The organism is Nocardia jejuensis NBRC 103114, assembly GCF_001613145.1.
In the GTDB taxonomy this organism is placed as follows: domain Bacteria; phylum Actinomycetota; class Actinomycetes; order Mycobacteriales; family Mycobacteriaceae; genus Nocardia; species Nocardia jejuensis.
Map to the genome: position 1 here is coordinate 184,978 of NZ_BDBU01000013.1, position 22,558 is coordinate 207,535.

A 22,558-nucleotide genomic window follows, 5' to 3' on the forward strand; every position below is an offset into this window, starting at 1 on the left:
CCTGTTTACCACTCAACCCTCAACCGTTGTTTCAAAGATACGATTGAGGCTCATGAGCCAGGATATTCGTGACTTCATTCCGCTTTCGTGTGAACTGCTGGGGCTCGGGGAGCCGACGCATCAGGAGCCCGCGTTCGGGCGGATCAGGAACGAGCTGTTCGCGCAGTCGGCCGCCTACGGGTTCCGATCCATCGCGCTGGAGACCGATCGGGTGGCCGCGCTCGTCGTGGACGACTTCGTCCGGAACGGGATCGGGACGCTCGACGGGGCGATGAGCACGGGGTTCTCCCACGAGTTCGGGAAGCTCGAGGCGAATCGGCAGCTCGTCGACTGGATGCGTGCGTACAACGCGGATCGGCAGCCGCAGGACCGGCTCTCGTTCCACGGGTTCGACATTCCCACCGAGAACACCATGGCGCCGAGTCCGCGGGTCTATCTCGAGTACGCGCGCGACTATCTGGGACTCGACCTCGATATCGCGACACTCGCCGGTGCGGACGAGCTCTGGAACCGAACCGAGGCGATTCTGGACGCGAGCGTGTCGATCGGCGCCACCGCCGAGGCCGAGCAGCTGCGCGCGATCGCGGATGATCTGCTCGTCGAGCTGTATGCCCGCGCGCCCGGGCTGATCGCGGCCGGCTCGCGGGCCGAATGGTCAAGGGCGAAAACGCATCTCACCGCCGGTCTCGCGTTGCTGCGATATCACCGGCGGGCGGCGGAGCGACTGGATCAGGGTGCGCGGATCGGACTGCTGCTCGCCACCAGGGATGCGCTCATGGCGGAGAACCTGCTCGATATCCGGCGGATCGAGGCGCGGCGCGGCAAGACGGTGGTCCATGCGCACAATCTGCATCTGCGGCGGGATTCGAGCTCGCTGGATCTGGGGGACGCACGGCTCGAATGGTCGTGTGCCGGGGCGATCGTGAACGCGGTGGCCGAGGGAACGTACGGCGTCGTCGTCGGGAGCCTGGGGCGCAGCGAGACACTCGCGTTGGCGGATCCCGCGCCGGGCACCTACGAGGCGTCGCTCCGAGGACGCTTCGCGACATGGGGTCTGGCCGCACCCTCCTCGGTCGGCTCCGGCACCACTCGCACCGATACCACGCCGCCCCAGGGTTATTTCCCTCTCGATCGAGCGATCATCGACGCGGCCGACGCGGTGCTGCACGTCGATGCGGGCGACACCGAATCCGTCGGACCCCGAGGCCCTGAATCTGTCGGACCCCGGGGCTACGGTGTGCCGCATGACGGACGCCACGATGACGGCAATCAATGACGCGGTAACCCTTGGGCGGCAGGGGGATACCGCGCAGGCTCGCGAGACCTTGGCCCAGCTGTGGTCGTCGATCGGCGGTGACGGCGATCCGCTGCACCGGTGCGTGCTCGCGCACTACATGGCAGACCTGCACGACCACGCGGCCGACGGCCTGACCTGGGATGTGCGGGCGCTGGACGCGGCGGACCTGCTCACCGACGAGCGCGCGCAGCAGCAGGATTCGGCCCTGACCGTGCGCGGTTTCTATCCGTCGCTGCATCTGAATCTGGCGGACGACTACCGGCGGCTCGGGGCGTTCGAGACCGCGCACCGCCATCTGGACGCGGCGCGCGAGCGCCTCGACGCGCTCTCGGACGACGGCTACGGGGCGGGCGTGCGGGCGGGGATGGACCACGTCGAAGCGGCGCTGGCCGCGGGGTCCACCGATCGGCTGCCGACGCACTAGTCGTCCAGGGCCGCGCGTTCCTTTCCCTCCCGGAAGAACTCGAGCAGGCCCGCCACGGTGGCGACTTCGGCGCGGGGCCGCATCGCGCCGAACGAGGCATTCCAGAAATCGCCGGTGCGGCGGGTCCACGGGCCGACATAGGCATAAGGCTGCGGGTTGTCCCAATCACCGGGGGACACACCGTAATTCACTTCGTCGATGGCGACGGACAGGTCGAAATGCTCGGGCCACAGCACCGGCTGCTCGGCAGCGAATCTGCGTAGCGCGGTATCCCCGACCGCGAACCAGTCGTGTACGACGGCCGCCGCCTCGGCATCGACGGTGAAGGACTCGTCGGGATCCATGCGGGTGCCGTCGCTGTAGAGACCCTCGGGCGGGGCGTCGGCCTCGAATCCGGCGGTGCGGGCCAGGGCGCTGTAGGTGCCGTGCAGGCGAGTCCGGCCCTGCGGCCACACCAGATCCGCGCCGGTCACCGAGACGGGCCATTTGAAGCCGCTGAAGCCGCCCAGCACGATGCGCATGCGAATGCTGCCGAACCGTCGGTATTGCGGACCCGCGATCAGGAGCTCCGCCGCGGCATGCAATGCGAACCGGGTGTCCTCGTAGGTGTTGTCGTCCACACCGGAATCATCTCTGCCCGAAGCGCGATGTTGCTGGAAAACCGATCTCGACAACCATAATCAGGCGAGTCCCGGACAGCCGAACAACGGTGAGCTCCCCCGGAACGGGAAAATCCCGGCCGATGCCGAGCGGATGCGGAGGCACGAAGCCTTCGGATCCGGCCGACATCGACCGGGATTCACCGTCCTGCGGTCGAGGCAGGCTCAGTGCGCGTTATCGGTGCACGCGGAGAGGATGACCTTCCCCTTGCGCGGCGAAGACGAACCCGCGTCCGGGAACGCCGGGGCACTCGTGCCCAGCGCGTCCACCGCAGCGGTCTCGGATTCCGCCTTGGTCGGCGCCCACGCCCAGCCGAAGCGGGTGTCGGCGCCCTGGGCGACGGAACCGCAGGCATTGGCGAAGTGCACCACTACCTGGCAGTCGCCGCCACCGCACTTGCTCACGGCCGCATTGTCGGCACTGTCCCAGCTGCCGTAATTGACCGCATAAGCGACATTTCCGCTGCTCCGTGACAGAGCCAGCGCGCCATACAGGTCGCCTGAGGCCGCGGTGAACACCGGGTCGCCTTCCGCCGCATTGGCGGGTCCGGCAGCCACAGCACCCATCGCGGCCATCGACGTGATGGCGAGGCCCATTCCGGCCTTGCGCAGCAACGACATTCGATACTCCCCGTGATGAATAGTGATAACGGGTCGAATCATGGTCGAGCCAATCGGTATTGTCCAATCCAGACTTGCCCGATGTCACATTCGACGCATGACCGATACAACCTTGCCCAAAACAACTGCCTTATCTCCGTCGATGACGTCATACGCGGCGTTACGCGGCTCCAGATACACATGGCCGTTGCGACGCCGATATACCTTCACCGTGGCCTCGCCGTCGATCATGGCGGCCACGATCTCGCCGGAGTGCGCCTCGCTCTCCTGACGGATGACCACGATGTCCCCGTCGCAGATGGCGGCGTCGGTCATGGAATCGCCCCGCACGCGCAGACCGAACACCGTCCCGCGCCCGACCAGTTCCCTGGGCAGCGACAGCACGTCATCGGTGTGCTGCTCGGCCAGAATCGGCGTGCCGGCCGCGATATCGCCGATCACCGGCACACTCACCGAATCCGCCGAATCCGCGCGCGGGCCCGACGGCTTCAGGAACAGTCGCACGTCCATCGGCCGAGTCACCGATTCACTGCGTCGCAGAAATCCCCGATCCTCCAGCGCCCTCAAATGCTTGGACACCGAAGAGGGCGACCGCAACCCCACCGCATCCCCGATCTCCCGGGTGCTCGGCGAATACCCGTACCGCTGCACCCAATCCCGAATGGAGCACAGAATCTCCTGCTGCCGCGGCGGCAGAGTCGAGGTATCGAGGTGGTCGTACCCGTCGAAGTCGTCGTAGGTCACCGAGGAATCCTACGACGCCACACCGGCCATCTTCTCCCCCGACACCGCGGGCATTCTGCGGCCGGGATCGCGCGTCCGATATGCGCCCTCGTCCGGAAACAGCACGGACCGGCACCTTTCGGTGCCGGTCCGTCTCAGCGAGCTGTGGTCGCGCGGGAGTCGTTGTCAGACAGTGAAGCCCAAGGCACGGAGCTGTTCGCGGCCGTCTTCGGTGATCTTGTCGGGGCCCCACGGGGGCATCCAGACCCAGTTGATCTGGAGGTCCTCGACGAGGCCGCTGCGGACCAGGGCATTGCGGGACTGGTCCTCGATGACGTCGGTGAGGGGGCACGCCGGGGAGGTGAGGGTCATGTCGAGCTTGCAGATGCCCTCGGTGACGGACATGCCGTAGACCAGGCCGAGATCCACGACATTGATGCCGAGTTCGGGGTCGACGACGTCGCGCATGGCCTCCTCGAGATCCTCGAGGAACTTGATGTCCTCTTCGGTGGGCTCGACCTCGGTGCCCTCGGGCACCGCGACGGACTGCCCGGCTTCGGACGCGACAGCCTCGGGCTGCACGGCCTCGGCCGCTTCGGGCTGGGTTTCGGTGGTGTCACTCATCGGTCTTCGTCTTCCCGTCGGCCGCAACATCTTCGGCGTTGGTCACCGGCAACTTGGTCTCTTCCGCGGAGGCTATCCGCACGACGGCGTCCTTGAACGCCATCCAGCCCAACAGGGCGCACTTCACGCGCGCCGGGTATTTCGCGACGCCGGCGAAGGCGATGCCGTCGCCGATCACGTCCTCGTCGCCCTCGATGGTGCCGCGACTGGTGATCATGCTGTCGAACGACTCGACCACCTTCAGGGCCTGCTGCAACGGCAGGCCGATCACCTGATCGGCGAGCACCGAGGTGGACGCCTGGCTGATCGAGCAGCCCTGGCCGTCGTAGGAGACGTCCGCGACTTCACCCTTGTCGTCGAGGTTCACGCGCAGGGTGATCTCGTCGCCGCAGGTGGGGTTGACGTGATGCACCTCCGCACCGAACGGCTCGCGGAGGCCGCGGTGGTGCGGGTGCTTGTAGTGGTCCAGGATGACTTCCTGGTACATCTGCTCCATGCGCATGATCTATGCAACTCCGAAGAAGCTCTGAGCCTTCCGCACCGCGGCCAGCAGCGCGTCCACCTCGTCGAGGGTGTTGTAGACGGCGAAGGAGGCGCGAGCGGTGGCCGGGACGCCGAGCCGGCGCATGAGCGGCCAGGCGCAGTGGTGACCGACGCGAATGGCGACGCCCTCGTCGTCCAGGATCTGGCCCACGTCGTGGGCGTGGATGCCGTCCACGACGAAAGATACTGCGCCGCCGCGGTTCACGTTGTCGGTGGGCCCGACGATACGCACACCGTCGATCTTGGCCAGGCCCTCGAGCGTGGCGCCGACGAGCGCGTGCTCGTGCGCCGCGACCGCGTCCATGCCGATCGCTTCCAGATACCGCACGGCCGCACCCAGACCGACGACCTGCGAGGTCATCGGGACACCGGCCTCGAAGCGCTGCGGCGGGGCGGCGTAGGTGGTGGCCTCCATGGTCACCGTCTCGATCATCGAACCGCCGGTGATGAACGGCGGGGTCTCCTCGAGCAGCGCGTAGCGGCCGTAGAGCACCCCGACACCGGACGGGCCGAGCATCTTGTGCCCGGAGAAGGCGGCGAAATCCACGCCGAGCTCGCGGAAGTCCACCGGCATGTGCGGCACCGACTGGCAGGCGTCCAGCACGGTCAGCGCGCCGACTTCCTTTGCCCGGCGCACCATTTCGGGAACATCGGCGACGGCACCGGTCACGTTGGACTGGTGCGTGAACGCGACGACCTTGGTGGCGGGCGACAATTCGAGCGAATCGAGATCGATCCGCCCGTCATCGGTGATGCCGTACCACTTGAGCGTCGCACCCGTGCGGCGCGCGAGTTCCTGCCACGGAACGAGATTCGCGTGATGCTCGAGTTCGGTGACGACGATCTCGTCACCCGGTCCGACGTGGTACGGGAACCGGCTGTCGGAGAACGAGTAGGTCACCAGGTTCAGCGATTCGGTCGCGTTCTTGGTGAACACGATCTCGCGTGCGTCCACGCCCACGAAGCGGGCGATATCGGCACGCGCGTCCTCGTATGCGTCGGTGGCCTCCTCGGCCAGCTGATGAGCACCACGATGCACCGCCGCGTTGTGCTGGGTCAGGAAGACGTGTTCAGCGTCCAGCACCTCCGTAGGCCGCTGCGAGGTGGCACCCGAGTCGAGGTAGACCAGGGGTTTGCCGTCTCGCACGGTACGGCTCAGGATCGGGAAATCGGCCCGGATGCGGGCGACGTCCAGGGCGGGCACCGTAGTGGTCATGGGCGGGGGCTCCTAAACAGCAGCGGCGGCGGAGGTGAAGCGCACGTAACCGTTCGCGTCGAGTTCGTCGGCCAGTTCCTTGCCGCCCTGGGCGACGATGCGGCCGTTCACGAACACGTGCACGAAATCGGGCTCGATGTAGCGCAGGATGCGGGTGTAGTGGGTGATCAGCAGGATGCCGCCGTCCTCCCGCTCCTTGTACTTGTTGACGCCCTCGGAGACGATGCGCAGCGCGTCGACGTCCAGACCGGAGTCGGTCTCGTCGAGGATGGCGATCTTCGGCTTGAGCAGGCCCAGCTGCAGGATCTCCTGGCGCTTCTTCTCGCCACCGGAGAAGCCCTCGTTCACCGAGCGCTCCACGAAGGTCGGCTCGATCTCGAGCTCGGCCATGGAGGTCTTGAGCTCCTTGACCCAGGTGCGCAGCTTGGGGGCCTCGCCGCGCACGGCGGTGGCGGCGGTGCGCAGGAAGTTCGAGACCGAGACGCCCGGAACCTCGACCGGGTACTGCATGGCCAGGAACAGGCCCGCACGCGCGCGCTCGTCCACGGTCATCTCCAGCACGTCTTCACCGTCGAGGGTGATCGAGCCGGAGGTCACCGTGTACTTGGGGTGACCGGCGATGGCGTACGACAGGGTCGACTTGCCCGAGCCGTTGGGGCCCATGATCGCGTGGGTCTCACCCGACTTCACGGTCAGGTTGACGCCCTTGAGGATCTTGATGGGCTCGCCGGACTCGTCCGGGTTGGCGACCTCGACGTGCAGGTCCTTGATTTCCAGGGTGGTCATCGAATTCGAATTCCTTCAGGGGGGAGGGAAAGTTGGTGTCGGGGGCCGGGCCGGCGGCGGAGCCGCTGATCGTGGACGGCCGCTATACGCCCACAGCGGCGAGTTCGGCCTCGATGGCCGCCTCGAGCCGCTCCCGGACCTCGGGGACAGTGATCTTCTGGATGATCTCGAAGAAGAAGCCGCGCACGACCAGTCGCCGCGCCACCTCCTCTGTGATACCGCGCGAGCGCAGGTAGAACAGCTGCTCGTCGTCGTCGAAACGCCCGGTGGCCGAGGCATGTCCGGCGCCCACGATCTCGCCGGTCTCGATCTCCAGGTTCGGCACCGAATCGGCGCGCGCGCCGTCGGTGAGCACCAGGTTGCGGTTGGCCTCGTAGGTCTCGGTGCCCTCGGCGGCGGCGCGAATGAGCACATCGCCCACCCACACGGTGCGCGCGTCGGCGCGATTCGAGGTCGGATCACCCTGCAGCGCACCCTTGTAGAGCACGTTCGACTTGCAGTTCGGGACCGCGTGATCGATCAGCAGGCGCTGTTCGAAGTGCTGGCCGTCATCGGCGAAGTAGACACCGAGCAGTTCGGCGTCACCGCCGGGACCGTCGTAGCGCACGGTCGCGGTCAGGCGCACCAGATCGCCACCGAGGGTGACGTTGGTGTGGCGCAGCGTGGCGTCGCGACCCAGCTTGGCGTGGTGCGCGGTGGCGTGCACGGCATCGTCGGCCCAGTCCTGGATGACGATGACGTTCAGCTTGGCGCTGTCACCGAGGATGAATTCGACGTTCTCCGCGTAGGTTCCGCTGCCGCGCTGGTCGATGACCACATTGGCGACGGCGAATTTGCCCAGGCGGACCTGGGTGTGCCCGTAGGCGGTCTTGCCCTCACCCGGGCCGGTGACCGTGAGGGTAACCGCGTCGGCCACTTCGGCTTCCGCCGCGATGGACACGACCGTCGCCTGCTCGAAGCCCGAGTATGCCTGTGCGGCAACACGATCGGTGGGCGTACCGGCGGCGCCGAGGCGCTCGTCGGTGCGATCCACGGTCTCGACGGTGATGCCCTCGATGGAGGTCACCTCCACGACCGCGCTGCCGTCACGCACGGCGGTGCCGTCGTGCAGGCCGCGCAGCCGGCGCAGCGGGGTGAACCGCCACGCCTCGTCGTGCGCCGAGGGCACCTCGAAGGCGTCCACGTCGAACGAGGCGAAGACCTCGCCCTTGTTGATGGCCGGCGTGCGGGCTTCCGCCGCGGCGACAACGTTCTCGACCGTCATCAGCCGACGGCTCCTTCCATTTGCAGCTCGATCAGGCGGTTCAGCTCGAGGGCGTATTCCATGGGCAGTTCCTTGGCGATCGGCTCCACGAAGCCGCGCACCACCATGGCCATGGCCTCGTCCTCGGTGAGGCCGCGGCTCATCAGGTAGAACAGCTGGTCCGCGGACACCTTCGACACTGTCGCCTCGTGGCCCATGGTCACGTCGTCCTCGCGGATGTCGACGTACGGGTAGGTGTCCGAGCGAGAGATGTTGTCCACCAGCAGCGCATCGCACTTCACGGTCGACTTGGAGCCGTACGCGCCCTTGTTCACCTGAACCAGGCCACGGTAGGAGGCACGACCGCCGCCGCGCGCCACCGACTTGGAGATGATGTTCGAGGAGGTGTGCGGCGCCAGGTGCAGCATCTTCGCGCCGGTGTCCTGGTGCTGGCCCTCACCGGCGAACGCGATGGAGAGCACCTCGCCCTTGGCGTACTCACCGGTCATCCACACGGCCGGGTACTTCATGGTGACCTTGGAACCGATATTGCCGTCGACCCATTCCATGGTCGCGCCCGCCTCGGCCTTGGCCCGCTTGGTGACCAGGTTGTAGACGTTGTTCGACCAGTTCTGAATCGTGGTGTACCGGCAGCGGCCACCCTTCTTCACGATGATCTCGACAACCGCGGAGTGCAGCGAATCCGAGGAGTAGATCGGCGCGGTGCAACCCTCGACGTAATGCACGTAGGCATCCTCGTCGACGATGATCAGGGTGCGCTCGAACTGACCCATGTTCTCGGTGTTGATGCGGAAGTACGCCTGCAGCGGGATGTCCACGTGCACGCCCTTCGGCACGTAGATGAACGAACCGCCGGACCAGGTGGCCGAATTCAGCGCGGAGAACTTGTTGTCACCGGACGGGATGACCGAGCCGAAGTACTCCCGGAACAGCTCCGGGTGCTCCTTGAGCGCGGTATCGGTGTCCAGGAAGATGACGCCCTGCTTCTCGAGATCCTCACGGATCGAGTGGTAGACGACCTCGGACTCGTACTGCGCCGCGACACCGGAGACCAGACGCTGCTTCTCGGCCTCGGGGATGCCCAGCTTGTCGTAGGTGTTCTTGATGTCCTCGGGCAGGTCGTCCCACGTGGCGGCCTGCTTCTCCGACGAGCGCACGAAGTACTTGATGTTGTCGAAGTGGATGCCGTCCAGGTCCGAACCCCAGCTCGGCATCGGCTTCTTGTCGAAGATGCGCAGCGCCTTGAGCCGGAAGTCGAGCATCCAGTCGGGCTCGCTCTTCTTGGCCGAGATATCGCGCACGACCTCCTCGGACAGACCGCGCTTGGCGCTGGCGCCGGCGACATCCTTGTCGGCCCAGCCGTATCCATAGTTACCCAGAGAGGCGATCGTCTCTTCCTGGGTAAGCGGAACCTGGGCGGCTTCTGTATCGCGGCTCACCGCGGCGCTCGTCGTCATTCGGCACTCCTTCCGGAGTCGTGTGTAGAAGTCGTTGCGGGCTGGGCAACGGGGGTTTTTGCGGGCTGGGCTTTCGAGGGCCCGGCTTTCGAGGGCTGGGCTTTCGAGGGAACTGTCAAAATCAGGGGTACATGGGTAGTGCACGCGCAGTCGCCGTTGGCGATGGTGGCCAGTCGCTGCACGTGGGTGCCGAGCAGTTCCCGGAAGGCCTCCAGCTCGGCGGCGCACAGCTCCGGGAATTCCTCGGCGACGTGCGATACCGGGCAGTGATGCTGGCAGATCTGAACGCCCGCACCGACTTTCCGGGTGGTCGCGGCGAACCCGGCATCGGTGAACGCTTCCGCGATCTCCTCCGCCTTGTCGGTCACCTCGCCCGGCGCGGGCCGATCGAGTCGGCCGATGCCGGTCACGATGGCTGCGACCCGCTTGCGCGCGAAGTCGGTGATGGCCTTGTCTCCGCCGATCTCGCGCAGCTGACGCATCGCGGCGCCGGCCAGGTCATCGTAGGCGTGGCCCAGTTTGCCGCGACCGGTAGCCGTCAACTGGAACTGCTTGGCGGGACGACCGCGGCCCTTCTGCTGCCATGGCGCGGACCGGGCGGCACGTGCCTCGCCCGACTCGATGAGCGCGTCCAGGTGCCTGCGCACGCCCGCCGGACTCAGGCCCAGCCGCTTGCCGATCTCGGTAGCGGTGATGGGCCCGTCCTCCAGCAGCAGCTTGACGACGGCTTCCCGGGTATGCCCCTCACCCGCCGGAGCGGACACGGCAGCGGCCCGGACGCCATTTCGGCGACCGGTCCCGTCTTCCGAGCTCCGCAAACCCACGGTTTTCACAACACAAGTGTGACGGAATTCCATTCCGCATTCCAGTAAGGGTTGCCTGACCAATCTCGCTCGACCAGCGGTGATGCGGCCGAGTGTGACCTGCTGCACTCCCGAGTGCGAAGGGCTGCGCCCAATTACGCAAGCGACGGGTACCGAAAAGCGCGATTCGACGCGTTCAGTGGACCGATCTCTACTCGTCGTGGAACGGGTCGGCGTCCTGTCCGGGGAGCCAGGATCGTCCCGGTTCGGTCCAGCCGTTGGATTTGATCATTTTGCGGGCCGCTCGCTGGTTGCGGCCGATCAGGCGGTGCAGATAGAGATGACCGGCCAGATGGTCGGTCTCGTGCTGCAGGCAGCGGCTCAGATAACCGGTGCCCTCGACCTCGATCGGCTTGCCCTCGACGTCCACGCCGGTGACCTTGGCCCAGTCCGCGCGGCCGGTGGGATACCACTCCCCCGGCACCGACAGGCAGCCCTCCATATCGGAGTCCGGGTCGGGCATGGTCTCGGGCACCTCGGAGGTCTCGAGCACCGGATTGACCACATAGCCGCGGTGCCGGGTGCCATCGGAGCTCAGGTCGTAGACGAACACCGCGCGCGGATCACCGATCTGATTCGCCGCGAGCCCGGCCCCGCGGGCTGCGGTATTGGTCTCGAACAGCTCCTGCACGAACGCGGCCAATTCGGCGTCGAATTCGGTGACGGGGACGGCCGGGGTGTTCAGCCGGGGGTCACCGGCGATGAGGATGGGTCGGACAGCCATTCGTCACACGATAGGGAATCAGGGGCGCGGGATATTGCGGAGGTTGGCGCGAGCCAGGTCGACCATGCGGCCCACCCCGCCGGCCAGGACGATCTTGCCCGCCGCCAGCGCGAAGCCCTTGACCTGACTGGCGTCGAGCTTGGGCGGCAGGGACAGGGCGTTGGGATCGGTGACGACGTCGATCAGGGCGGGGCCGGGCTCGGCGAACGCATCGCTCAGCGCCGCACGGACTTTCGTGGGATCGGTGACCCGGAACGAGGCGATGCCAACGGCCGCGGCGATATCGGCGTAGTTCACCGGCTCGTGGTCGGTGCCGTAGTCGGGCAGGCCGTCCACGAGCATCTCGAGTTTCACCATGCCGAGCGAGGAATTGTTGAACACCACGATCTTGACCGGAAGACGATGCCGCCACACGGTCAGGAGCTCGCCCATGAGCATGGCCAGACCGCCGTCACCGGACAGCGAAATCACTTGGCGGCCGGGGAAAGCGGACTGCGCGCCGATGGCGTGCGGCAGCGCGTTGGCCATGGTGCCGTGCCGCCACGAGCCGATGATGCGGCGGCGGCCGTTGGGGCTCAGATAGCGCGCCGCCCAGACGTTGCACATGCCGGTGTCGACGGTGAAGACGGCGTCGTCCGCGGCGATCTCGTCCAGCACGGCCGCGACGTACTCCGGATGGATGGGAGTGTGGTGGTCGATGTCGTGGGTGTAGGCGTCCACCACGTTCTCCAGCGAGGACAGGTGCCGGCGCAGCATGTCGTCCAGGAACGCGCGATTCGGCTTCTGCTGCACCAGCGGAAGCAGATCGGCGATGGTCGCGGCGACGTCACCGTGCACCGCGATGTCGATGGCCGCGCGGCGGCCGATGCGCGAGGGGTCGCGATCGATCTGCGCGATGCGCCCGTTCCGGGGCAGGAAGGTGTCGTACGGGAAGTCGGTGCCGAGCATGATCAGCAGGTCGGCCTCGTTCATCGCCTCGTAGGCCGCGCCGTAGCCCAGCAGCCCGCTCATGCCGACGTCGTACGGATTGTCGAACTGGATCCACTCCTTGCCGCCGAGCGCGTGCCCGACCGGGGCGTGGAGTTTGGCGGCGAGTTCCATGACCTCGAGGTGGGCGCCGCGCACGCCCGCACCGGCGAACAGGGTCACCGTCTCGGCGTCGTTGATCGCCTCGGCGAGCCGGTCCACCTGCGGTGCGGGTGGAACCGCGGTCGCGGACCCGGCCACCAGATCCGAACGCCAGCCGCGGTTTTCGGCGTCCTCGTGCAGCACGTCGCCCGGCAGCACCAGCACCGAGACGCCGCGTGCGCCCAGTGCGGTCTGCATGGCGATGTAGGCCAGCCTGGGCATCTGCTCGGGCGTGCTGATCAGTTCGCAGAAGTGACTGCATTCGACGAACAGTCGCTCCGGATGCGTCTCCTGGAAGAACCCGGTGCCGATCTCCCGGCTGGGAATGTGCGAGGCGATAGCCAGCACCGAAGCGCCGTTGCGGTGAGCGTCGAAAAGGCCCTGGATCAGATGGGTGTTGCCGGGGCCGCAGCTGGCGGCGCAGACCGCGAGTTTGCCCGTCAGAAGCGATTCCGCTCCCGCGGCGAAGGCGGCGCTCTCCTCGTTGTGGCAGTGCACCCACTCGATGCCGCCGGTGCGCCGCAATGCGTCGACGAACGGATTGAGACTGTCTCCGACCAGGCCGTACACCCGCTCCACTCCGGCAGCGACGAGTACCTCGACCAGTTGGCTGGCCACCGAGTTCCGGCCCATGTCTCTCCGTTCCAGCACCTGCGGACTGCGGAATCGAGCATGCGTACTGCGGAAGATCGTGGCCACGGGGCCACGTTCGGACTGTAGCCGATAGCTGCGAGTTTGTCGGCGGTCTGCCGCGTCCCTAGGGAGAATTCACTTCGAGATCCGCGACCCCGGCCAGGCTCATTCGGATCAGGCGGGCCATGGCGGCCGAGACGGTGTGCAGCGGTTCGTCGGAGCGGCGCACCCGCGCCAGCACAGTCGCGCCCTCGTATGCCGCGACCACCGTGGTGGCCAGCTCGTGCGACTCCCCCGGCGGCAGACCGATTTCGGCGAGCAGCTCCGCGAAACCCCTTGTCATTGCATCGAATGCAGAGACGCACGCGGTGCGCACCTGATCGACGTCGCTGCCGCCGTCGAGGGCGGGCGTTCCCACCGGGCAGCCCTCCACCCAGTCGGACTCGGCGAGTTTCGCGGCCATGAAGTCGAACAGGTCTGCGGCCGTGCCGAACACGTCCCCCGGAGCCTGACGAATCATGTGCCCCACCAGGACTCCGGTGCCGGTGATGGCCGACACGGCGATCTCCTCCTTGCCTCCGGGGAAGTGGTGATAGATCGACCCGTACGGCAGACCCGCCGCCTCGCTGAGCTTCTTCAGGCCGAAGCCGTGGTAGCCGTGCCGGGCCAGCAGCCCGGCCGCGGCCACCTCGATTCGCCGCTTGGACTCCGAAACCATCTCTCAAGCGTATGAGCAGGGTCCGACAACAGCGCGCCGAATCGGCTGTGAATCGAGGATGCGAGGTTCGAAACCATTGCACGGTATGCACACTCGCAGCCGCTGCCGTCAATGCCCGTGGCGGACAGCGTCTTGCGCTCGGGCAGCGGCGGTCAGCGTAGGTCACGCATCAGGACGTCGAAGCGCGGGGCGTCCTCCCAGGACGGGCGCAGGGTGCCCGCGCGCTGCCAGCCCCAGTTCCGATAGGCCCGGTAGGCGCGCTCGTTGGCCGGGTTCACCAGGAGCGTCGCGCGCTCCTCGGTCCGGCCGCCGAGGATCGTATCGTGCAGTGCGCGAGCCAGTCCGCGGCCGGTGAACGCGAGAGTCACCATCACCTCGCTGAGTGCGAAAGTGCGCGAGCCGTTCTCGGCGACGAACGCCGACAGATCGCCCTCGTCGAGCTGGAATCGGTTCCACCAGGACGCGTTCGGCGGTAGCGGCCACCCCCACGTCTGGCCCAGCGGCTCACCGTCGAGGCGGGCCATCACCAGTTCGAAACCCGCGCTCCGGTTCACGGAGGTGTAGGCCTCGAACCTGGCCATGAAGGCGACGGGCGATTCGAAGGGCTCCCCCGAGGCGATGGCCTCGGCATAGGAGCTGCGGAACACGGCCTCCACCTCGCCACGCAGCAGGCGCGCCTCGAGCGCCGAATAGCGGTGGAACTCCAGTTTTTCGGGCAGATCGCTAGCGGTCATCACGCACTGACTTTCTGTCGAGCAATGCCGTCGTACCTGGTTGCGAAATCACCTGCTTCGTCGCCGACGGCGTGGCGAACGGGCAACAGCACGCGCAGGGTGCGCGGCGAGGCGATGGAATGCGACTCCAACTCGGCCAGCACGGCCAAGCCCTCCGCGGTGGCGGTCGGCAGATCGCCGAGTCGCGCGAGGGCGGTGGCCCACCAGGCTCGGTAGTTCGCCGCATTGCGCGCGCCGGACTGCTCGGTGGCGACCTGCGCGGCCAGTGCGACCGCGGTCGAGTGCTCACCGAGGTCGCCGAAACCCAGCGCCTCGTGGAAGCGCACCTCGGTCGGGGTGACGAATCCCAGCCACTGCGGACAGGATTCGAGTGGTTCGCTCGCAGCGGCGAAGTCCAGTTCACGCCACGCGGTGGCGATCGCGCGGCGGAATCCGGCGCGATCGCCGAGCACTCCGTACGCCTGCGCCTCACGGGTGGCGATCAGGGCGTGGATACGCCCCGGCGGGGCGCCGCGCACGAGGTCGCGCGCCCGGGACGTCATGACCAGTGCCATATGCGGATTGGCCAGACCCTTGCGGCCGAGCGAGGCGTACTGCAGGGCCGCGTTCACGCAGGCGTGCACGGTCAGTGCGGTGTCGTCGGCCTGATTGGCGAGTGCGAACGCGTCGGCGTAGCAGTGGCGGGCGAGCTCGTGCTTGTCGGCGTCGTAGGCGACCCAGCCGGCCAGCACCGCGAGATTTCCGGCGGCGCTCATGAACGCCTGGCCGGAGCGTTCGTCGAAAGCACAGGTATTGAGCAGGGTTTTCGCGCGTTCGAGGGTGGCGATGGCGATCTGCACGAGGGTCGCGCCGCCGACGCGCTGTTCCTGCCGCGCGAGTTCGATCACGCCGGCGGCCAGACGATTCGCATCGCTCACCCCGAGGTGCGCCGTATCGGTCACCAGCGCCGGGGCCAGGAGCGCCGAGCCCAGCAGAATCGCGAAATCTCTCCGGTTCACGTCGTCTTCGACTTCCCACGGGTGGACACCGAGCGGGGATGCGCCCGGGAGGGCCGGGGCGGGGGCCGGCTCGGCCGAGGTCGCCGTCGCATCGAGCGCGGTCCGGAAGCGTTCTCGCTCAGGCTCGTTCAGCCGGGTCAGCATGGTGTCCAGCGCTGCGGCCGATCCACCGGCGACGGGGCGGGTCACGGTGGCCCGCTCCCATTTGCGGACGGTGGGTGCGACGAATCCGACAGCCTCGGCGAAGGACTCCTGAGTCATCCGCAAAGCCGCGGTGCGCAACGCACGGACTTCCTTCCCAGTCCATTTGCTCACGATCATCGCTATCCCCGGTCCCTGCTGCAACGCTGCGTATCGGAAGCGTATTACCTCTGTTGCGGTTTCGTGGCTGGGTTCGCGAGTACGGATTAGCCACGCTCTAACCGAGAGCAGAAAGGGGGCGGGATGACGACGAGACCGAGTGCTATCGGATACCTCCGCCACGACATATCAGGGACCCGGCAAGCCTGGGACGAGGCTCAGATTCGAAGTCTCGCGGCACGTTTGGGATACGAGTTACGCAAGACGGTGGTTTTCGGGCCGCATACCGACCGCCCGGAGCACCGATTATTGGTGATGGTGAACCGACTCGCGATCGACGCGGTCGTGGTGCCGAGCACCGCCCACTTCCAGAGCAACAGCGTGCCATCGGAATTGGTACGACGGGCCGACATCGTCACGGTCAGCCCGGAGAGCACCTTCGCGCGGATCGGAAGCGGCCGGATCTCCGGTCTCGGTCAGCGTTAGCGGAGAAGCCGCCCGGGCCACGACCGCGTGGCCCGGGCGGCATGACGGCTGCGCGTCCGGGACCGTCGGGCGGCGATATCGCGACGCGGGCGACACCGCGTGCCGGGCAACGATTCTCAGCGGCCCAGGATGTGACGCAGGGCCCCTTCCAGGTCCGGGAATCGGAAGCGATGTCCGGCTTCGGCCAGGACGGCGGGGTCGACACGCTGACTGGCCAGAGCCAATTCCCGCACGCCCTGCGCGCCGAGCAGCAGGCGTGGGCCGAAGCTCGGCACCGGAAGTACGGCCGGGCGGTGCAGCACATGCGCGAGCACCCGGGTGTAGTCGGCGTTGGTCACCGGATTCGGGGCCACGGCGTTGATCGGTCCGGACAGGGATCGATCCCACAGCGCGCGGTGGTAGATGTCGATCAGATCGTCTATCCCGATCCAGGATTGCCATTGCTCGCCGCTGCCGAGTTTGCCGCCGAGTCCGGCCGTGAACAGCGGGCGCATCAGGCGCAGGGTGCCGCCGCGCGGGGATTGCACGAGTCCGGTGCGGACATTCACGACCCGGGCTCCGGCCTCGGCGGCGGGTGCGGTGGCGGCTTCCCAGTCGGCGACCACGTCGGCGAGGAAGCCGTCGCCACGATCGCTGTCCTCGGTGAGCAGCTCGTCGGCACGGTCGGGGCCGTAGTAGCCGATCGCGGAGGCGCACACCAGAGTTCGCTGCCGGGCCGGATCGGCGGCGATGAGCTGGGCCAGCCTGCGGGTCGGGCCGATGCGGCTCTCCCGGACGGCTCGACGGTGATCATCGGTGAAGCGGCCCGCGATCGACTCGCCCGCCAGATGGATCACGGCGTCGACGCCGTCGAGCAGGGCGGGATCGGGATCGACGGGATCCCATCGGCGTTCGGTGTCGTCCGCGGGCGTGTGCCGCACCAGCTTGATCACGCGATGGCCGCCGGTGGTCAGCAATGCCGTCAGCGCCGACCCCACCAGGCCGGAAGCCCCGGTGATCGCGATGGTCACGGGGCCGAATCCCGCTGCGGCAGCGAGCCGGTGCGCGCGCAGATCGTCGGCGAGCTGACGGTGCCGGTATTCGAACATCGGCCGCAGCAGGGCGGCCGGGACCATCGTGTCGACCTTGTCGATGACCTCGGTGTGGGTGGCGTCGACCGCCTCGAAATCGTGAATGTGCCGCCAGCGCACCAGGGTTCGCACCGGCAGTGCGGCCAGGCCGCCACCGCCGCCGATCCGGTCCACGAAGCGGCTCGGCGGCGCGAACGATCCGGACTCGTGTTCCGCGACCCACCGCAAGCCACCCGGCAGCTCGAGCACGGCGGTGCCGTCCGCCAGCGACTCCGCCTCGGCGGCGAGCCGGACCGGTTGCCACGGCGGCGTCAGGCGCGCGAACGCACCGGGCCGCGCGAACCAATCGAAGACTTCCTGTCGAGGAGCGGCTACGACACTCGAATACTCCAGGCCCATCTCTCCGACTGTAACGACGGCGAAGCGATTCGGGTGCGGCGACGCGGCATTCGCCTCCCTCAGGACTGCGGAACGCTCAGCTCCAGGCGGGGCGGGCGGACACTGGCGCATACCGGCTCGCCTTCGGCGTCGGTCAGGTCGAGCCGGGCGATCAAGGTGCCCACGTCCAGGGCCGCCGCCATCGTCGCCGGCTCGATCGCGTCCAGCCACAGTTTGGCGCGGCGGAACATGGTGAACGTGGTGTCGGCGGCGAGTTCGCCCCAGTTCAGATAGACGAACGGCCCGCCCCGGGATTGGATGTACGGCCCACGCAGCACGATTCCGGCGGACGTATCCGCGGGTTCGGCTTCCAGCGTCCAGCTCACCTGCGGAGCGTCACCGGGTTGCAGATCGAGCAGCTCCTGCGGGCGATCCTTGCGTTGCACGGCGATGTGGATGTTCGAGTAGCCGGGGAAGGTCGGCGACGGCGGGCAATTCAGGCCGGGGAGGTGACGGCCTTCGATGCGGAGCAGCACCCTGCCATGCTCGCACGAACGCGAGACGATCGTCGTGAACAGAGGCTGTGAACAGAGGCTGTGAACAGAGGCTGTGAACAGAGGCCGACCGACCCGCCCTGCCGCGCACAGCCGCACGGCGGTGTACTCCTCTACACCGCACCACCGTCCCCCGCGCCGACGCGCAGCCGTCCACCTGCGCCGACGCACGGCCGTCCACCTCCACCGCACGGCTGTGTACTGCGGGTATGCCGTACTCGACGGAAGCCCCCTGTCGCGGGGGATACGCAATCCGCCGGAATCAGCCATGCGCTCCGAGTCGAGGGGTCCACGCCCGACTAGGCTCTGCGAACGTGGCGGTAGTGGCGGGCGCGCGGCGCCGAGTAATCGAGATCGGACGCCGGGCACTCGGACTGGACGTGCCTGCCGCGGACCACACGATCGCCGTCCTGCACAGCACCGAAACCGATGTGCCGGGACTGGATCGGCGAGAAACCCTGCAGCTGATGCGGATCCGGCTGCTGGGCGCGACCGGCGCGGTGATCATGGCGATCGCGGCGCTCGGAGTCGGCGCGCAGCCGGTGCATCAGAATCCGACCTCCGGAATGCGGGTGCTGGGTTTCTTCGCTCGCGCGCACACCTCGACGCTGGCCATGTGCATGATCGGCACCGTTCTGGTGGTGATGGCGTGGCTGCTGCTGGGGCGGTTCGCGATCGGCGGATGGGGCGGCAATCCGCGACACCGGCTGACGCGCTCGCAGCTCGATCGCACGCTGCTGCTGTGGATCATTCCGCTCAGCGTCGCGCCGCCGATGTTCAGCAACGACGTGTATTCGTATCTGGCGCAGAGTGAGATCGCCGCGCGCGGCCTGGATCCGTACGCGGTCGGCCCGGCCGACGGTCTCGGGCTCAACAATGTGCTGACCAACAACGTGCCGAACATCTGGCGCGAGACGCCCGCCCCCTATGGTCCGCTGTTTCTCTGGATGGGCCGCGGCATCGCGGAACTGACCGGCGACAACATCATCGCCGGGGTATGGATGCACCGGCTGCTGGCGCTGGCCGGCGTGGCCCTGATCGTCTGGGCGCTGCCGCGACTGTCGGTGCGCTGCGGCGTGGCCCCGGTGAGCGCGCTGTGGCTGGGCGCGGCCAATCCGCTGGTGCTGTTCCACCTGGTCGGCGGCGTGCACAATGACGCGCTCATGCTCGGGCTCATGCTGGCGGGACTGGAATTCTGCATGCGGGCGATCGAGGCCCCGCGGGTCGACGGGACGCTGTCGTTCGATCGGAAAGCCTGGGCGCTGTTGGTTTTCGGCACGGTCGTGATCACGCTGTCCTCATCTATCAAGATCACCTCGATCATCGCGCTCGGCTTCGTGACCATGGGCCTGGCCAAACGCTGGGGCGGTGGATTGCGGACCGTCCTGCTCGCGGGCGCGATGCTCGGGGCGATAGCGGCGGTCACCACCCTGTTCGTGAGCACCGCCAGCGGGCTCGGCTTCGGCTGGACCGACACCCTCGGCGCGGCCACCACGGTGCGCAGCTGGATGTCGGTGCCGACCGCGCTCGGCATCATCGCCGGATTCGGCGGTGTGCTGCTGGGCCTGGGCGATCACACCACCGCACTGCTGGGCATCACCCGCCCGATCGCCGCCACCATCGCGGGATTCGTGACGCTGCGCATGCTGGTCGCCGCCTGGACCGGACGCCTGCATCCGATCGGCGCGATGGGCGTGTCGCTCGGCGCGATCGTGCTGCTGTTCCCGGTGGTGCAGCCCTGGTATCTGCTGTGGGCCATCGTGCCGCTGGCGGCATGGGCGAACCGGCCCGCGTTCCGGGTGCCCGCGGTGGCGTTCTCGGCGGTGGTGAGCGTGATCCTGATGCCGCGCGGCGCGGACTTCTACGTGTTCCAGATCGTGGAGTCGGCGATCGCGGTCGTCATCGTCGCGGTGCTGTTGATTTTCCTGACCCGCAATGTGCTGCCGTGGCGCAATCAGCCGGGGGTGTCGGCTCGGTCACAGCAGCCCACGCCTTACGGTGTCTCTTCGTGACCGCAGCTTCCGGACCCGCCGTACACGTCGATGGCGTCGTGAAACGGTACGGCGACATCACCGCGGTCGACGGCATCAGTTTCGAACTCGAGCGCGCGCAGGTGCTCGCGCTGCTCGGACCCAACGGCGCGGGCAAGACCACCACCACCGAGATGTGCGAGGGCTTCGTCACCCCCGATGCCGGAACCGTGCGGGTGCTGGGCCTGGATCCGATCGCGGACTCCGAGCAGTTGCGCGCGCGGATCGGCGTCATGCTGCAGGGCGGCGGCGCGTATCCGGGGTCGCGGGCCGGGGAGATGCTGGATCTGGTCGCCTCCTACTCCGCGGATCCGATCGATCCGAACTGGCTGCTGGACACGCTCGGTCTGCGCGAAGCGCGCCGCACCCCGTATCGACGGCTCTCGGGCGGGCAGCAGCAGCGGCTCGCGCTGGCGTGCGCGCTGGTCGGGCGGCCGGAGATCGTGTTCCTGGACGAGCCGACCGCCGGATTGGACGCGCAGGCGCGGCATCTGGTGTGGGAACTCATCGACGCCCTGCGGCGCGACGGGGTCAGCGTGCTGCTGACCACGCATCTGATGGACGAGGCCGAGCAGCTCGCGGATCAGCTGGTCATCATCGACCACGGGCGGATCGTCGCACAGGGCACGCCCACCGAGGTCACCTCGCACGGCGCCGAGGGCCGGCTGAACTTCACCGCGCCACCGAATCTCGATCTGACGCTGCTGGAAGCAGCTCTGCCGGAAGGGTTCAGCCCCACCGAGACCACGCCCGGCTCCTACCTGCTGCAGGGTGACATCACACCGCAGGTGCTCTCCACCGTCGCCTCCTGGTGCGCGCGAATCGACGTGCTGCCCAGTGATATTCGCATCGACCAGCGCCGGCTGGAAGACGTCTTCCTCGAACTGACCGGCAAGGAGCTTCGGGGATGACCGAGACCGCCAACCGTTTCGCGCCCGGCACCTTCACGCCCGCGCCGAAGCCCACCACCCGGGCCAGGATGCTGACCGCGCAGACCCGGCTCGAGCTGATCCTGTTGCTGCGCAACGGGGAACAGCTGCTGCTGACCATGTTCATTCCGATCACGCTGCTGATCGGGCTCACCCTGCTGCCGATCACCGGGCTCGGCGACCATCGCGTGGATCGCGTGGTTCCGGCGGTGATGATGGTGGCGGTCATGTCCACCGCGTTCACCGGCCAGGCCATCGCCGTCGGATTCGATCGTCGCTACGGAGCTCTGAAGCGCCTCGGTGCGACACCGCTCCCCCGCTGGGGCATCGTCGCGGGCAAATGCACGGCGGTGCTGATCGTGGTGGCGCTGCAGTCGATCCTGCTGGGCGGCATCGGATTCGCGCTCGGCTGGCGACCCTCGCTCACCGGGCTCGCGCTCGGCGCGCTCGTGATCGCGCTGGGCACAGTCACTTTCGGTGCGCTCGGCCTGTTGCTCGGCGGCACACTCAAAGCCGAGATCGTGCTGGCGCTGGCCAATATCCTGTGGTTCGTCATGCTCGGCACCGCCAGTCTCGTCATGGTGGACGACCTGCCCGGCGCGGTCGACATCATCGCCCGCGTCATTCCCTCCGGCGCGCTGGCCGAATGTCTCGACCAGGCGCTGCGCACCAGCATCGACTGGTACGGCATCGCGGTGCTGGGGGCGTGGGCGAGCGTCAGCGGGTACCTGGCGACGCGCTTCTTCCGATTCGACTGACGCCACGCCGCCACACGGCCGGAGAGCGAGTGCCGCCCTTCGGGACTGATCGTTCCGGGCAGGGGCGGCGCCGTGGTCTCTGGAGGGTCGAGGTCGAGATCGCGTCCGCCACCGGCCGTGGTGGCTGAGCGGGTCTCCTCCGCCTGGAAGGGTGTGATCGTCGATGGTTGCCGATCAGGAAATACAGGACAACCCGGTCATCGAACCGGTACTCGGCATGTGGCGGGCACTGTCGCGGCGGGACTGGGATTCGGTCGGGGACTACCTGGCGCAGGACTGCATCTATCTCGATATGCCGGTGGGACCGGCGGCCGCGGCACGCGGACCCGAGGACATCGTCAAGCGGTTGCGCATCGGGTTGGGGCCGCTGGCCTCCTACCAGAATTTCGACGGGCTGATTCTCGACAACGGCGCCGATGTGATGTACGAGCATCACGAGGAATGGCATTGGGACAGCGGCGAATCCGCCGTTCTGAAGTTCGTGACCGTCCACCGGGTCCGGGACGGGAAGATCACGCTCTGGAAGGACTACTGGGATATGAGCGCACTATCGGCCCATGCGCCCGCGTCCTGGCTCACGGACTTCGCGACGGCGGACATGTCGTGGGTCTTCGACGCCACCGGACTGGTCTAGGGCAACG

The 22,558-nt window shown here is 67.6% G+C and carries 24 protein-coding genes; 7 read left to right on the forward strand and 17 right to left on the reverse strand.

Going from position 1 to position 22,558, the window contains the following annotated elements; genetic code table 11:
• Positions 1 to 52: 52 nt before the first annotated feature.
• A complete protein-coding gene (locus NJ1_RS11055) occupies positions 53 to 1,276 on the forward strand; it encodes an erythromycin esterase family protein (RefSeq protein WP_067691386.1) in 1,224 nt (407 codons plus the stop codon).
• The gene (locus tag NJ1_RS11060) at positions 1,245 to 1,721 is read left to right on the forward strand and encodes a hypothetical protein (RefSeq protein WP_067691389.1); all 477 of its coding nucleotides are present in this window, start codon (positions 1,245 to 1,247) and stop codon (positions 1,719 to 1,721) included. The genes NJ1_RS11055 and NJ1_RS11060 overlap by 32 nt, the downstream gene beginning before the upstream one ends.
• Here the strand turns inward: NJ1_RS11060 and NJ1_RS11065 are convergent.
• The 15 genes from NJ1_RS11065 to NJ1_RS11135 form a co-directional block, all read right to left on the reverse strand.
• Positions 1,718 to 2,341, reverse strand: coding sequence for a hypothetical protein (locus NJ1_RS11065; protein WP_067691392.1), 624 nt, complete (start codon positions 2,339 to 2,341; stop codon positions 1,718 to 1,720). The genes NJ1_RS11060 and NJ1_RS11065 overlap by 4 nt on opposite strands.
• 204 nt (positions 2,342 to 2,545) lie before the next feature.
• The gene (locus tag NJ1_RS11070; protein WP_067691395.1) at positions 2,546 to 3,001 is read right to left on the reverse strand and encodes a DUF4189 domain-containing protein; all 456 of its coding nucleotides are present in this window, start codon (positions 2,999 to 3,001) and stop codon (positions 2,546 to 2,548) included.
• Positions 3,002 to 3,085: 84 nt separating this feature from the next.
• Positions 3,086 to 3,745 (reverse strand): transcriptional repressor LexA, encoded by a 660-nt coding sequence (gene lexA / locus NJ1_RS11075; protein WP_067691398.1) that lies wholly within the window; start codon positions 3,743 to 3,745, stop codon positions 3,086 to 3,088.
• Between the two features lie 165 nt (positions 3,746 to 3,910).
• Entirely contained in the window at positions 3,911 to 4,348 is a 438-nt protein-coding gene (locus tag NJ1_RS11080; protein WP_067691401.1) for a metal-sulfur cluster assembly factor, read from the reverse strand.
• On the reverse strand, positions 4,341 to 4,850 hold the full coding sequence (gene sufU, locus NJ1_RS11085; protein ID WP_067691404.1) for a Fe-S cluster assembly sulfur transfer protein SufU: 510 nt from the start codon (positions 4,848 to 4,850) through the stop codon (positions 4,341 to 4,343). Before sufU ends, NJ1_RS11080 begins: the two co-directional genes overlap by 8 nt.
• Before the next feature lie 3 nt (positions 4,851 to 4,853).
• Positions 4,854 to 6,107 (reverse strand): cysteine desulfurase, encoded by a 1,254-nt coding sequence (locus tag NJ1_RS11090; RefSeq protein WP_067691407.1) that lies wholly within the window; start codon positions 6,105 to 6,107, stop codon positions 4,854 to 4,856.
• Positions 6,108 to 6,119: 12 nt separating this feature from the next.
• Entirely contained in the window at positions 6,120 to 6,893 is a 774-nt protein-coding gene (sufC, locus tag NJ1_RS11095; protein WP_067691410.1) for a Fe-S cluster assembly ATPase SufC, read from the reverse strand.
• 82 nt (positions 6,894 to 6,975) lie between these two features.
• Positions 6,976 to 8,157: a Fe-S cluster assembly protein SufD gene (sufD, locus tag NJ1_RS11100; protein ID WP_067691413.1), complete on the reverse strand. Its 1,182-nt coding sequence runs from the start codon at positions 8,155 to 8,157 to the stop codon at positions 6,976 to 6,978.
• Positions 8,157 to 9,614: a Fe-S cluster assembly protein SufB gene (gene sufB, locus NJ1_RS11105; protein WP_067691416.1), complete on the reverse strand. Its 1,458-nt coding sequence runs from the start codon at positions 9,612 to 9,614 to the stop codon at positions 8,157 to 8,159. Before sufB ends, sufD begins: the two co-directional genes overlap by 1 nt.
• Positions 9,611 to 10,471 (reverse strand): helix-turn-helix transcriptional regulator, encoded by an 861-nt coding sequence (locus tag NJ1_RS11110; protein WP_157573896.1) that lies wholly within the window; start codon positions 10,469 to 10,471, stop codon positions 9,611 to 9,613. The genes sufB and NJ1_RS11110 overlap by 4 nt, the downstream gene beginning before the upstream one ends.
• 157 nt (positions 10,472 to 10,628) lie before the next feature.
• Complete coding sequence (locus tag NJ1_RS11115; protein ID WP_067691421.1) at positions 10,629 to 11,201, reverse strand: peptide deformylase; 573 nt, start codon at positions 11,199 to 11,201, stop codon at positions 10,629 to 10,631.
• A gap of 18 nt (positions 11,202 to 11,219) precedes the next feature.
• Entirely contained in the window at positions 11,220 to 12,962 is a 1,743-nt protein-coding gene (locus NJ1_RS11120) for a pyruvate dehydrogenase (RefSeq protein WP_067691424.1), read from the reverse strand.
• A gap of 124 nt (positions 12,963 to 13,086) precedes the next feature.
• Positions 13,087 to 13,680, reverse strand: coding sequence for a TetR/AcrR family transcriptional regulator (locus NJ1_RS11125; protein ID WP_067691427.1), 594 nt, complete (start codon positions 13,678 to 13,680; stop codon positions 13,087 to 13,089).
• Positions 13,681 to 13,832: 152 nt separating this feature from the next.
• On the reverse strand, positions 13,833 to 14,414 hold the full coding sequence (locus NJ1_RS11130) for a GNAT family N-acetyltransferase (protein WP_067691430.1): 582 nt from the start codon (positions 14,412 to 14,414) through the stop codon (positions 13,833 to 13,835).
• A complete protein-coding gene (locus tag NJ1_RS11135; protein ID WP_157573897.1) occupies positions 14,414 to 15,727 on the reverse strand; it encodes a helix-turn-helix domain-containing protein in 1,314 nt (437 codons plus the stop codon). Before NJ1_RS11135 ends, NJ1_RS11130 begins: the two co-directional genes overlap by 1 nt.
• 300 nt (positions 15,728 to 16,027) lie before the next feature.
• On the opposite strand from NJ1_RS11135, the gene NJ1_RS40415 reads away from it, so the two are divergent.
• Positions 16,028 to 16,198, forward strand: a complete 171-nt coding sequence (locus NJ1_RS40415; RefSeq protein WP_245717331.1) for a hypothetical protein — start codon at positions 16,028 to 16,030, stop codon at positions 16,196 to 16,198.
• A 116-nt stretch (positions 16,199 to 16,314) separates the two neighbouring features.
• Here NJ1_RS40415 and NJ1_RS11145 read toward each other — a convergent pair whose 3' ends face one another.
• Both NJ1_RS11145 and NJ1_RS11150 read right to left on the reverse strand, forming a co-directional pair.
• Positions 16,315 to 17,667, reverse strand: a complete 1,353-nt coding sequence (locus tag NJ1_RS11145; RefSeq protein WP_067691440.1) for a TIGR01777 family oxidoreductase — start codon at positions 17,665 to 17,667, stop codon at positions 16,315 to 16,317.
• A 59-nt stretch (positions 17,668 to 17,726) separates the two neighbouring features.
• On the reverse strand, positions 17,727 to 18,182 hold the full coding sequence (locus NJ1_RS11150) for a DUF5990 family protein (protein WP_067691443.1): 456 nt from the start codon (positions 18,180 to 18,182) through the stop codon (positions 17,727 to 17,729).
• Between the two features lie 332 nt (positions 18,183 to 18,514).
• On the opposite strand from NJ1_RS11150, the gene mptB reads away from it, so the two are divergent.
• The 4 genes from mptB to NJ1_RS11170 all read left to right on the forward strand — a co-directional run bounded on the left by mptB (position 18,515) and on the right by NJ1_RS11170 (position 22,551).
• Complete coding sequence (mptB, locus tag NJ1_RS11155) at positions 18,515 to 20,212, forward strand: polyprenol phosphomannose-dependent alpha 1,6 mannosyltransferase MptB (protein WP_067691446.1); 1,698 nt, start codon at positions 18,515 to 18,517, stop codon at positions 20,210 to 20,212.
• The gene (locus NJ1_RS11160) at positions 20,209 to 21,141 is read left to right on the forward strand and encodes an ABC transporter ATP-binding protein (protein WP_067691449.1); all 933 of its coding nucleotides are present in this window, start codon (positions 20,209 to 20,211) and stop codon (positions 21,139 to 21,141) included. Before mptB ends, NJ1_RS11160 begins: the two co-directional genes overlap by 4 nt.
• Positions 21,138 to 21,917 carry an ABC transporter permease gene (locus NJ1_RS11165; protein WP_067691452.1) on the forward strand — a complete coding sequence of 260 codons (780 nt, stop codon included), beginning with the start codon at positions 21,138 to 21,140 and terminating at the stop codon, positions 21,915 to 21,917. Before NJ1_RS11160 ends, NJ1_RS11165 begins: the two co-directional genes overlap by 4 nt.
• 163 nt (positions 21,918 to 22,080) lie before the next feature.
• Positions 22,081 to 22,551 carry a nuclear transport factor 2 family protein gene (locus NJ1_RS11170; RefSeq protein WP_067691454.1) on the forward strand — a complete coding sequence of 157 codons (471 nt, stop codon included), beginning with the start codon at positions 22,081 to 22,083 and terminating at the stop codon, positions 22,549 to 22,551.
• The last annotated feature ends 7 nt before the right edge of the window (positions 22,552 to 22,558 follow it).

Excerpts from the sequence above, each read along its gene's own strand:
- sufD (WP_067691413.1), bottom strand. The coding sequence starts at position 8,157 with ATGACGGTCGAGAACGTTGTCGCCGCGGCGGAAGCCCGCACGCCGGCC.
- NJ1_RS11060 (WP_067691389.1), top strand. The coding sequence starts at position 1,245 with ATGACGGACGCCACGATGACGGCAATCAATGACGCGGTAACCCTTGGG.
- NJ1_RS40415 (WP_245717331.1), top strand. The coding sequence starts at position 16,028 with ATGGTGAACCGACTCGCGATCGACGCGGTCGTGGTGCCGAGCACCGCC.
- sufC (WP_067691410.1), bottom strand. The coding sequence starts at position 6,893 with ATGACCACCCTGGAAATCAAGGACCTGCACGTCGAGGTCGCCAACCCG.
- NJ1_RS11145 (WP_067691440.1), bottom strand. The coding sequence starts at position 17,667 with ATGGGCCTGGAGTATTCGAGTGTCGTAGCCGCTCCTCGACAGGAAGTC.
- NJ1_RS11125 (WP_067691427.1), bottom strand. The coding sequence starts at position 13,680 with ATGGTTTCGGAGTCCAAGCGGCGAATCGAGGTGGCCGCGGCCGGGCTG.
- sufB (WP_067691416.1), bottom strand. The coding sequence starts at position 9,614 with ATGACGACGAGCGCCGCGGTGAGCCGCGATACAGAAGCCGCCCAGGTT.
- NJ1_RS11070 (WP_067691395.1), bottom strand. The coding sequence starts at position 3,001 with ATGTCGTTGCTGCGCAAGGCCGGAATGGGCCTCGCCATCACGTCGATG.
- NJ1_RS11110 (WP_157573896.1), bottom strand. The coding sequence starts at position 10,471 with ATGGAATTCCGTCACACTTGTGTTGTGAAAACCGTGGGTTTGCGGAGC.
- NJ1_RS11170 (WP_067691454.1), top strand. The coding sequence starts at position 22,081 with ATGGTTGCCGATCAGGAAATACAGGACAACCCGGTCATCGAACCGGTA.
- sufU (WP_067691404.1), bottom strand. The coding sequence starts at position 4,850 with ATGCGCATGGAGCAGATGTACCAGGAAGTCATCCTGGACCACTACAAG.
- NJ1_RS11165 (WP_067691452.1), top strand. The coding sequence starts at position 21,138 with ATGACCGAGACCGCCAACCGTTTCGCGCCCGGCACCTTCACGCCCGCG.
- NJ1_RS11080 (WP_067691401.1), bottom strand. The coding sequence starts at position 4,348 with ATGAGTGACACCACCGAAACCCAGCCCGAAGCGGCCGAGGCCGTGCAG.
- NJ1_RS11055 (WP_067691386.1), top strand. The coding sequence starts at position 53 with ATGAGCCAGGATATTCGTGACTTCATTCCGCTTTCGTGTGAACTGCTG.
- NJ1_RS11115 (WP_067691421.1), bottom strand. The coding sequence starts at position 11,201 with ATGGCTGTCCGACCCATCCTCATCGCCGGTGACCCCCGGCTGAACACC.
- NJ1_RS11130 (WP_067691430.1), bottom strand. The coding sequence starts at position 14,414 with ATGACCGCTAGCGATCTGCCCGAAAAACTGGAGTTCCACCGCTATTCG.
- NJ1_RS11090 (WP_067691407.1), bottom strand. The coding sequence starts at position 6,107 with ATGACCACTACGGTGCCCGCCCTGGACGTCGCCCGCATCCGGGCCGAT.
- NJ1_RS11120 (WP_067691424.1), bottom strand. The coding sequence starts at position 12,962 with ATGGGCCGGAACTCGGTGGCCAGCCAACTGGTCGAGGTACTCGTCGCT.